General features: G+C 70.9%; 2 protein-coding genes and 1 pseudogene. All 3 read left to right on the forward strand.

Annotated elements, in window-relative coordinates:
* Positions 1-176 precede the first annotated feature (176 nt).
* A pseudogene (gene aroC, locus FUT87_RS14760) lies at positions 177-1285 on the forward strand (chorismate synthase).
* A gap of 55 nt (positions 1286-1340) precedes the next feature.
* Positions 1341-2570, forward strand: a complete 1230-nt coding sequence (locus tag FUT87_RS14765; RefSeq protein ID WP_147241503.1) for an MFS transporter — start codon at positions 1341-1343, stop codon at positions 2568-2570.
* Positions 2571-2838: 268 nt separating this feature from the next.
* Positions 2839-3591 (forward strand): efflux RND transporter periplasmic adaptor subunit (locus FUT87_RS14770; protein WP_186830552.1); only part of this gene is annotated, 753 nt, incomplete at its 3' end.

The raw sequence follows: 3591 nt of genomic DNA on the forward strand, positions 1-3591 counted from the left end.
CAGGCCCAGGCCCAGGCCCGGACCGCGGCGCAGGGCGACGCCTCGCCGCCGCCGAGCGCTGGCTTCATCGCTTGATGAGGCTGGCGGTGGGCGGAGCGGGCGCAGGGTGAGTCGTCGGCCCGGGGCGCGCTCGTAGAATCGGCAGCTTCGGTTTCTCGCCTCGGCAGGTTCTCCAGATGTCCGGCAGCACTTTCGGCAGCTTGTTTCGCGTCACCAACTTCGGCGAGAGTCACGGCCCGGCCATCGGCTGCGTGATCGACGGCTGCCCGCCCGGGTTGGCGCTGTCGGTCGAGGACATCCAGCCCGAGCTGGACCGCCGCCGCCCGGGCACCTCGCGCCACGTTACTCAGCGGCAGGAGCCCGACCAGGTCGAGATCCTGTCCGGCGTCTACGAGGGCCTGACCACCGGCACGCCGATCTGCCTGCTGATCCGCAATGTGGACCAGCGCAGCAAGGACTACGGGAACATCCTCGACACCTTCCGCCCCGGCCACGCCGATTACACCTACTGGCGCAAGTACGGCCTGCGCGATCCGCGCGGCGGTGGGCGCTCGTCGGCCCGGCTGACCGCGCCGATGGTGGCCGCCGGTGCCGTCGCCCGCAAATGGCTGAAGCAGGAACTGGGCGTCCGGTTCCGCGGCTGCATGACGGCGCTGGGCGAGATCGACCTGGCCTTCGAGGGCTGGGAGCACGTCGGCCAGAACCCCTTCTTCGCCGCCAACGCCTCGCAGATCCAGGCGCTGGAGGACTACATGGATGCGCTGCGCAAGGACGGCGACTCGGTCGGCGCGAAGCTGATGGTCGAGGCCACCGGCATGCCGGCCGGCCTGGGCCAGCCGCTGTTCGACAAGCTCGATGCCGACATCGCCTACGCGATGATGGGCATCAACGCGGTCAAGGGCGTCGAGATCGGCGCGGCTTCGACAGCGTGCGCCAGCGCGGCAGCCAGCATGGCGACGAGCTGACGCCGGCGGGCTTCGCCAGCAACAACGCCGGCGGCGTGCTGGGCGGCATCTCCAGCGGCCAGGACCTGCGCGTGTCGATCGCGATCAAGCCCACCAGCTCCATCCGCACGCCCAAGGCATCCATCAACCGCGCCGGCGAGCCCACGACGGTCGAGACCTTCGGCCGCCACGATCCCTGCGTCGGCATCCGCGCGACGCCGATCGCCGAGGCGATGCTGGCGCTGGTCGTCATCGACCACGTGCTGATGGACCGCGCGCAGTGCGGCGACGTCGAGCTGCCCATCCCTGCGATCGCCGCGCATCGCTCTGACGCGGGCTGAAGCCGCGACCGCGCCTGCACGCCGGCGCGGTCCCCGTCCGTCCCCCGACTGCCTCATGGCCCGATCCACCGCCCCGTCGGCCGTCCCGGCGACGCCGGACGGCGCCCGCGTGCTGCGCGCGAGCGCGCTGCTCGGCTGCGCCTATTACGGCAGCATCGGCCTGTTCAACCCGTTCGCGCCGCTCTGGTACAAGTCGCTCGGCCTGCCGGTGGTGGCGATCGGGCTGCTGGTGTCGATGCAGAGCTGGACCCGGCTGTTCGCGCCCTACCTGTGGGGCCTGGTGGCCGACCGCAGCGGCCGGCGCGTCGAGCTGATCCGGGCCGCGGCGCTCGCCTGCTGGATCAGCGCCTGCGGCCTGCTGCTGGTGTCGCCGAGCGGCAGCGGCGCGTCGGTGCTCGGGCTGACGCTGGTCGTGTTCCTGATGTACTTCTTCAACGCTTGCGTGACGCCGCTCAACGAGGCGCTGATCGCGCATGAGCTGGCCGCCAGCGGCGGCATGGATCCGAAGCGCTACGGCCGGGTGCGGCTGTGGGGCTCGGTCGGCTTCCTGGCGACCGTCGTCGGCGGCGGCTGGTGGTTCGACGCGGCCGGCATGGCGGTGTTCCCGTGGACCATCGTCGCGGGGCTCACGACGCTGGTGATCGCCGCCTGGCGGCTGCCGCGCAGAGCCGCCGTCCAGCACGACGCGGCCGCGCCGGTCTCCATCGCCGCCACGCTGCGCCGACCGGAAGTCGGCTGGTTCTTCCTCGGCATGTTCTTCACCGTGCTGGCGCACACCGCCATCTACGCCTTCTACAGCCTCTACCTGGACCGGCTCGGTTACGGGAAGGGGCAGGTGGGGGCGCTGTGGGCGGTGTCGGTCGCGGCGGAGATCGCCTGGTTCGCCTTCCAGGGCCGCTGGGTCCGGCAGCAGCACCTGCATCACTGGCTCATCGTCGCGGCGCTGCTGGCGGCGTTCCGGCTGGCCGGCACCGCCGGCCTGGGCGCGAGCCTCGTGGCGATGGTCCTGCTCCAGTGCTGCCACGCGGTCACCTTCGCCGCGCAGCACACCGCCTGCATCGGCCTGATCGGGCGCTATTTCCCCGGCCGGCTGCAGGGCCGCGGCCAGGCGCTGTACGCGGTGCTGGGCTACGGGGTCTCGGGCGTGCTGGGCAGCCTGGGCGGCGCCTGGCTCGCCGAAAGTCATGGCTACGCGGCCTGCTTCTGGGCCGCGTCGGCCTTCGCGCTCGTCGGTGCGGTCTGTCATTGGCGCTGCGCGAAACGCGATCCGCTGCAGCCGGCCTGAGCGCCGCCCGCCTGGTCCGGCGCTATGGCCTCGCCGGTTCTGAAAGCCAAAAGGCAATCGGGCGCCATCGCCTCCTTCTGTGCTTTCGTCGCTCCGACTAGCAATTTGTCGTTGAGACGGCCGATTTCAGTCCCAGAGATAAGCAGGCCATGACGCACAAACAGCAGTTCGTCGCGTCTGTCTCCCGCATCAATTTGGGGATTCCTACACTCCGCCGCATTCAAGGATCATCGAACCGGTGATCCCGTGTCGACGGATGGGGGAGATCATGCGCAAGCAATGGTGGTTGGGTGGCGTGGCGGTGGCCGTCCTGGCGGGCGGCGCCGGCGTGTACGCCACGAGCGGGAGCAGCGCTCCGGCGGCGAAGAAGGACGCGGCCAAGCCGGCCCTGGAGTTCCAGGCGGGCGAGGTCATCAAGCCGACGATGGCGCCGATGCCGGGCCTGATCGAGTTCTCCGGCCCGCTGGTCGCGCCCAATACCGTGATCGTCCGTGCCAAGGCCTCGGGCAGCCTGGACCGCCTGACGGTGGGCGAGGGCAGCCGGGTCAAGGCCGGCCAGTCGCTGGGCCAGCTGGACCTGGAGGAGCTGCGCCACAAGGTGGCCGAGCGCAATGCCAGCGTCGAATCGGCCCGCGCCATGTACGAGCAGTCCGAGCGCCAGTACAAGGCCAACCAGGGCCTGGCCTCGCAGAACTTCATCGCGCCGACGGCGCTGGACAACTCCCGCGCGCAGCTCGAGTCCGCGCGCGGCCAGATGCTGTCCGCGCAGGCGCAGCTCGGCACCAGCGAGGTCCTGCTGCGCCAGGCCGCGCTGATCTCGCCGATCGACGGCATCGTCGCCAAGCGGCACACGCTGCCCGGCGAGAAGGTCGCCGCGGAGCAGCAGGTGCTGACCATCGTCGACCTGTCCAAGCTGGAGCTCGCCGGCCTGGTCGGCACGCACGAGGTGGGCAAGCTCTCGCCCGGCATGACGGTGCAGGTCAAGGTGGAGGGCAGCGATGAGCCGGTGACGGCCCGCATC

This window comes from Mitsuaria sp. TWR114 (genome assembly GCF_007997345.1).

Coding starts and splice junctions, on each gene's coding strand:
- FUT87_RS14765 (WP_147241503.1), top strand. CDS start 1,341: ATGGCCCGATCCACCGCCCCGTCGGCCGTCCCGGCGACGCCGGACGGC.